Here is a 5,986-nt window from a genome sequence, read left to right on the forward strand (position 1 = left end):
CGCTGCTGGCCTTCGCCGGCCTGGCCCTGCGCGCCCGCCGCACGGCGCGGGTGCGCAACCGCGCCGACGGCCTGATCGAGGCGCGGTATCTGGGCGGCCATCACTGGGTCGCCTACGGCTGGAACGAGCGGCGCTAGATCTTTTCCAGAACGCGGAAGACGAACGGATGCTGGTCGGTCTCTGAGGCCGGGTATTCGTCGCGCCGCACTTCCTTCCATTGCCGCTCGTCGATGTCCGACAGCCGCACGTCGCCGTCGATCTCGGCGAGGACATCGGTCAGGTAGAGGCGACGGGCGCGCCTGAGGGCGAGCTCGAACAGCGAGGCGCCGCCGATCACGCAGACCTCGCCCGCCCCGTCCTCCTCGGCCTGTTCGCGGGCGATCTGCACCGCCTCGGAGAAGTCCTCGCAGGTCACGGCGCCCTTGGCCTCGAACGAGCCGTCGCGGCTCAGGACGATGTTGGTGCGGCCGGGCAGGGGCTTCTTCGGGAGGCTCTCCCAAGTCTTGCGGCCCATGATCACCGGCTTGCCCATGGTCACGGCGCGGAAGATCGCGAGGTCGGACTTGAGCCGCCAGGGCAGGGTCCCGTCCCGTCCGATGACGCCATTGCGGGCGCGGGCGATGGGACCGGCGGTCAGGGTGATCTGGCTCATGCCGCCGGTTTAGCCGGCTCCAGCCAGGACAGCCACTTGCGGCGTACCGCATCCTCCGGATCGATGCCGAAGCGGCGGAAGTACAACAGGAGCTGACAGAGAACGTCGGCGGCCTCGTCGGCCCGCTGCTGCTCGGTGGCCTGACCGCGACCGCGGGAGGAAAGGCGCAGGTGCGCCTGTGCAAGTTCGCCGAGCTCCTCCTGGAGTTTCAGCAGGAACCAGTCGTCGTCGCGATCGATGCCGTACTTGCCGGCGTAGATGTCGGAGATCTCCGCCGCCGCGTCGCTGATCTCGGCGAGGTCCATCAGACCGCGATCGGGGCCGGGATCGACGGGTGGGCCTCGTAGCCTTCCAGCCGGAAGTCGCCATATTCGAAGGCGAAGAGGTCGTCGCGGTCGGCGATGTGCATGACCGGCGGGGCAAGCGGCGTGCGGGTCAGTTGCAGGCGGGCCTGATCGAGGTGGTTCAGGTAGAGGTGCGCGTCGCCGAGGGTGTGCACGAACTCGCCGGGCTGCAGGCCGGTCACCTTGGCCATCATCAGGGTCAGCAGGGCGTAGCTGGCGATGTTGAACGGCACGCCGAGGAACACGTCCGCCGATCGCTGGTAGAGCTGGCAGCTCAGCTTTCCGTCAGCGACGAAGAACTGGAACAGGCAGTGGCACGGCGGCAGGGCCATGTGCGGCACCTCGGCGGGGTTCCAGGCCGAGACGATGTGGCGGCGGCTGTGCGGATTGGTCTTCAGCGCCTGAACGAGATCGGCGACCTGGTCGATGGTGCGGCCGTCGGGGGCGGCCCAAGAGCGCCACTGTTTGCCGTAAACCGGACCAAGCTCGCCGTCGGCGTCGGCCCACTCGTCCCAGATGCTGACGCCCTGTTCCTGCAGCCAGCGCACGTTGGTGTCGCCGCGCAGGAACCAAAGCAGCTCCAGGATGATCGATTTGCGGTGCAGCTTCTTGGTGGTCAGCAGCGGGAAGCCGCGCGACAGGTCGAAGCGCATCTGCCGGCCAAAGACGCCGAGGGTGCCGACGCCGGTGCGGTCCTCGCGGCGGACGCCGTTGGCCAGAATGTCGGCCAAGAGGTCGAGGTAGGGCTGCTCGAGGGCGTCCCCGGTCTCAGCGGCGCGGATGGCGGCGTGGGCGTTCATGGCCGAAATCTTAGCAAGAGGCGGCGTCGATCTCGCCTCGATTCGCCGGCCCAGGCGATGGCCGTCCACAGCTATCGCGTCGCGGCTCAGCCGGCGAAGCCGCCGTCGTCGAGGAACGCCTGTTCGTCAGCCGTGGTCGTGCGGCCGAGGGCGACGTTGCGATGGGGGAAGCGGCCGAAACGGACGATGATATCGCGGTGGACCTTCGCCCACTTGAGGATCTCCTCGTCGCCGAGCTCGGCGGCCAGGGCGAGGCTGTAGTCTTGGTCGGCGAGGTTCTCCGAATGCTCGAAGGGCAGGACGAAGAACTGTCGCAGCACGGGCTCGACCTGCATGTGGAAGCCCGCGGAAGTGGCGGCGCGGGCGATGGCGCGGGCCTTGGGGTCGGTGGCCCAGGCGTGGGCCGAACCGCGGTAGAGGTTGCGCGGGAACTGGTCGAGCAGGATCAAGAGAGCCAGGGCGCCCTCCGGCGTGGCGGCCCAGCTGTCGTAGTCGCCGCAGGCGGCGCGGTGGTGCGAGGGCTCGAACTTCAGGCGGATGGAATCGTCGAAGCCCGAGTGCTTGGCGTACCACTTCTGAGGCCCGGCCTGGCGCCAGAAGCCCAGGATGTCGTTGGGACTGGCCGCCACGTCGCGCCTCCTCGAAAGCCTTGCCGGCCGGACCCTGGCCCGCGCCGCCCCGGCGTTCAACCCCGGTTCATGGCTCCGGCGCGATCGTGCCAAGCAAGGGACCACCCATGGGGCTCCCCGATGATCGGGGGCCTCGGAGATCGAGACGATGAAGACGAAGAGCATGGGCCTGCTGCTCGTCCTGCTGGCGGGCGCCGCCACCGGGGCGATGGCCCAGGAGCGGCAAGGCCGACCGGAGCGGGATCGCCCGCCGGCCCGCGAGGGTCGCATGGAGCGGCCGTCGCCACGGGCCGAGCGGCCGAACCGGCCCGAGCGTCAGGCGTGGTCGGAGCGCCAGGGGCGGCCGGAAGGTCAGGCCCGACCGGAACGCCAGACCCGACCGGAACGGCAGGCTCGGCCCGAGCGTCAGGGGGGCGAGGAGCGTCGCCGTTTCGACGGCGGCGAGCGTCAGCGGCCTGACCTGCAGCGTCCGAACATCGAGCGCCCGACCGTCGAGCGGCGGGACGGCGAGCAGCGCCGCTGGGAACGCGATGGTCGTCGCTTCGACAACGACGGCCGGCGTGACGACGACCGTCGGTGGGATCGTGACGGCCGCCGGGACGACCGGCGTGGCGACGACCGCCGCTGGGACGGCCGGCGCGACGGTGACCGTCGCTGGGAGGGCCGCCGGGATGACCGCCGGTGGGACAACGACCGTCGCCGGCCGCCGACCAACCACCCCCGCTGGGAGCCGCGGCGCTATCCGCCGATCTACACCAGCCCGAGCCGCTTCCGGGGCCACATCTGGCGCCCGCCGGTCGGGTTCTATTCGTACAGCTGGGGCTACGGCGATATCCTGCCGCGCGGCTGGTACGACGACGGCTACCGGCTGCATGACTGGTGGAACTACGGCCTGCCGGTGCCGCCGCCGGGCCTCGACTGGGTGCGGGTCGGCTACGACGCGATCCTGGTCGACGAGTACACCGGACAGGTCTTCCAGGTCGTGCGGATGGTGTTCTGGTAGTCAGATGAACCCAAGGGCTGCGAGTTCGGAGATCGAGCTCGCAGCCGCCTTGTGATGGATGAAGACTCCGCCCGCTTGCTCCCACAGGTGGCGGTGCTTATCCCGGTCGTCGACCAGGACGTCGCCGGGGTGGCAGTATTCGCGCTTCAGCGCCGCCATGGTGGTGATCACCTCGACCCCAGGGAAGTGCCTCTCGGCCCAGCGGCGCTTCTGCGGCTCGGCCCAATTGCCGCGCGGCAGCCCGGTCAGGATGATCGGGTTGCGGTGCTTGACCGCGTTGTAGAGGTCGTAGGCGTCCGGCAGCGGTTCGAGGTGCTCGAAGAAGCCGTTGGCGGTGGCCAGACGCTTCCAGAACTGGCCGGGACCGTGACGCTTCTCGAACGCCTTCGGCGGCGCGCCGAGGATGGCCTCCGCCCCTTTGTCGAAGTCGGCGAGGACGCCGTCGCAGTCGAGATAGATCTGTTTGCGCATGGGGCGATGAACGTCCCGGGCCGGCGGCGGTTCGCCTAGCCGCCGAGCTTGCTGGCTGACGACATCGCCGCCGGCAGGAAGCCGCGCGACTGGCCGGCGGCGAAGACCTGGAAGGCCAGCGGGTCGGAGACGTCGACCACCAGGCCGGCGACGGCCGGGATCCGGTAGGCCTCGCCCTTGTCGAGCTGGCGGGCGAAATAGACCGAGCCGTCGACGCCGCGGATGATCAGGGCGCCCGAGCGCAGCGCCTTCAAGGTGACGGCGGAGGGCTGGTCGGGGGCGGCCCCGTAGACACGGCCGTCCGGCTTGAACTGCGCCGCCAGCTGCGAGGTGTCGGGCGGCGCGGCGTCGATCGGCGTCACCCCAAGGACGGCGGGCGGATCGAGGTTGCCGCGGCCGTCGGCGCCCGCCTTGGAGAGGCCGGGCGTCTCGTAGAGCGCGGGGGTGGTGGACTCGACCGGGGCGGGCAGCGGGGCGCCGAGAGCGACGGGGCCGGCCTTCTGCGCCGTGAGCGCTCTGACCACGGCCTTTTCGGGAGCGAGCGGCGGCGGCGGGGCGGCGTCGAGCATGGCTCGCTGGGCGATGTTCCACATGAAGATCGCGCCAACCATCACGCAGCCGCCGGCGATCAGGGCCGACAGGCGCGGGTCGCGCTCGTCGTGCACGCCGACCGGGGCGCGGAGCGGCTCGTCGAGCACCGGCTCGTCCGACTTGAAGCGGTAGACGGCGGCCTCGGGGTCGAGGCCGAGGGCCTCGGCGTAGGCGCGGACGTACCCGATGGTGAAGGGCCGGGACGGCAGGGCCTCGAGGCGCATGTCCTCGATGGCGGCGAGGTAGGAGCGGCGGACGCGGGTGCGTTCAGCGAGCTCGTCCAGCGACAGGCCCTTGGCCTCACGCGCGGTGCGCAGCGCTTCGCCGACGTTGGCCGCGCCGTCGAGGCCGGGCGTCGTCCAGTCGTGGGGATCAGCCTTGGCCACCAAATCCATCTCTCACTCGGCGCCCAAGCGGTATCGAGGGGGCGACCGGCGCTCAATGCGGTCAACCGTCACGTGATTTCGCCTAGATGGCCAGATAGGTCTTGCGGGCCAGGGTCTCGATCTCGTTGCGCACCGAGCCGGCGCCGCCCTTGAGCAGGGCCGAGACCCCGCGGCGGGCGGCCTCGCGGTCGCAGGACAGGACCATCTGCTTCACCGGGCCGACGCCGGCCGGCGGCATCGATAGCCGCTCGAAGCCGAGGGCGACGAGGGCGAAGGCCTCCAGGGGGCGTCCGGCCATCTCGCCGCAGACGCTGACCGGGGTGCCGGTCTCGGCGCAGGCGCGTTGGATTGCTTCCAGCGCCCGCAGGAACGGCGGCGACAGGGGGTCGAAGCGATCGGCGACGCGCGGGTTCCCGCGATCGGCGGCGAACATGTACTGCAACAGGTCGTTGGTGCCGACGCTGACGAAGTCGGTCATCGGCAGCAGGGCGTCGAGGTGCCAGACCAAGGACGGGGCCTCGATCATCGCGCCGACGCTGAGGCGGGATGGCGCCTTGCGGCCGCGGCGCAGGGCCCAGGCGATCTCGGTGTCGACCAGGGCGCGGCCGGCGCGGAACTCGTCGACGTTGGCGACCAGCGGGAACATCACCCGCAGCGGCCGGCCCTTCGCCGCCGCGATCAGGGCGCGGAGCTGGAGGCGCAGCAGGGCCGGACGATCGAGGCCCATGCGGATGGCTCGCCAGCCCAGCGCCGGATTGTCCTCCCGCTCGGCCTCCAGGTACGGCAGCACCTTGTCGCCGCCGAGGTCGAGGGTGCGGAAGGTGACCGGTCGGTCGCCTGCGGCGTCCATGACCCGCGAATAGAGCGCGGCCTGGGCGTTGAAGCGCGGCATCTCCTCGGCGACCATGAACTGGAACTCGGTGCGGAACAGGCCGATGCCCTCCGCCCCGGTGTCGGCCAGGATGTCGAGGTCGACGTCTAACCCGGCGTTCATCAGCAGGGTGATCTTCGCCCCGTCGCGGGTGAAGGCCGGCGTGTCGCGCAGCTTGTCGAACTCGGCGCGCCGTTGCCGGCGCACGTCGATCCGCGCCTGGATGGCGTGCACCACGT

General features: G+C 70.7%; 8 protein-coding genes. 1 reads left to right on the forward strand and 7 read right to left on the reverse strand.

All coding sequences use genetic code 11. From position 1 onward, the window contains the following. Positions 1 to 133: 133 nt before the first annotated feature. The 4 genes from ACILRF_RS13740 to ACILRF_RS13755 form a co-directional block, all read right to left on the reverse strand. A complete protein-coding gene (locus ACILRF_RS13740; protein WP_395673823.1) occupies positions 134 to 652 on the reverse strand; it encodes a dihydrofolate reductase in 519 nt (172 codons plus the stop codon). Continuing rightward, positions 649 to 957, reverse strand: coding sequence for a phosphoribosyl-ATP pyrophosphohydrolase (locus tag ACILRF_RS13745; RefSeq protein ID WP_395673825.1), 309 nt, complete (start codon positions 955 to 957; stop codon positions 649 to 651). The genes ACILRF_RS13740 and ACILRF_RS13745 overlap by 4 nt, the downstream gene beginning before the upstream one ends. After that, complete coding sequence (locus ACILRF_RS13750; RefSeq protein ID WP_395673827.1) at positions 957 to 1,796, reverse strand: thymidylate synthase; 840 nt, start codon at positions 1,794 to 1,796, stop codon at positions 957 to 959. The genes ACILRF_RS13745 and ACILRF_RS13750 overlap by 1 nt, the downstream gene beginning before the upstream one ends. Positions 1,797 to 1,882: 86 nt before the next feature. Continuing rightward, positions 1,883 to 2,425, reverse strand: coding sequence for a DUF924 family protein (locus tag ACILRF_RS13755; RefSeq protein WP_395673829.1), 543 nt, complete (start codon positions 2,423 to 2,425; stop codon positions 1,883 to 1,885). 148 nt (positions 2,426 to 2,573) lie between these two features. Between ACILRF_RS13755 and ACILRF_RS13760 the strand changes: the two genes are divergently transcribed. Next, positions 2,574 to 3,428, forward strand: a complete 855-nt coding sequence (locus ACILRF_RS13760; RefSeq protein WP_395673831.1) for an RcnB family protein — start codon at positions 2,574 to 2,576, stop codon at positions 3,426 to 3,428. On the opposite strand, the gene ACILRF_RS13765 is transcribed toward ACILRF_RS13760, so the two are convergent. From ACILRF_RS13765 to ACILRF_RS13775, 3 genes are all read right to left on the reverse strand, one after another. After that, a complete protein-coding gene (locus tag ACILRF_RS13765) occupies positions 3,429 to 3,899 on the reverse strand; it encodes a 5' nucleotidase, NT5C type (RefSeq protein WP_395673833.1) in 471 nt (156 codons plus the stop codon). A gap of 35 nt (positions 3,900 to 3,934) precedes the next feature. Next, a complete protein-coding gene (locus tag ACILRF_RS13770) occupies positions 3,935 to 4,876 on the reverse strand; it encodes a helix-turn-helix domain-containing protein (RefSeq protein ID WP_395673835.1) in 942 nt (313 codons plus the stop codon). A gap of 82 nt (positions 4,877 to 4,958) precedes the next feature. Next, the coding region (locus ACILRF_RS13775) for a putative PEP-binding protein (RefSeq protein WP_395673837.1) at positions 4,959 to 5,986 on the reverse strand (1,028 nt) is incomplete at its 5' end.

The organism is Phenylobacterium sp., assembly GCF_044236515.1.
Lineage (GTDB): Bacteria > Pseudomonadota > Alphaproteobacteria > Caulobacterales > Caulobacteraceae > Phenylobacterium.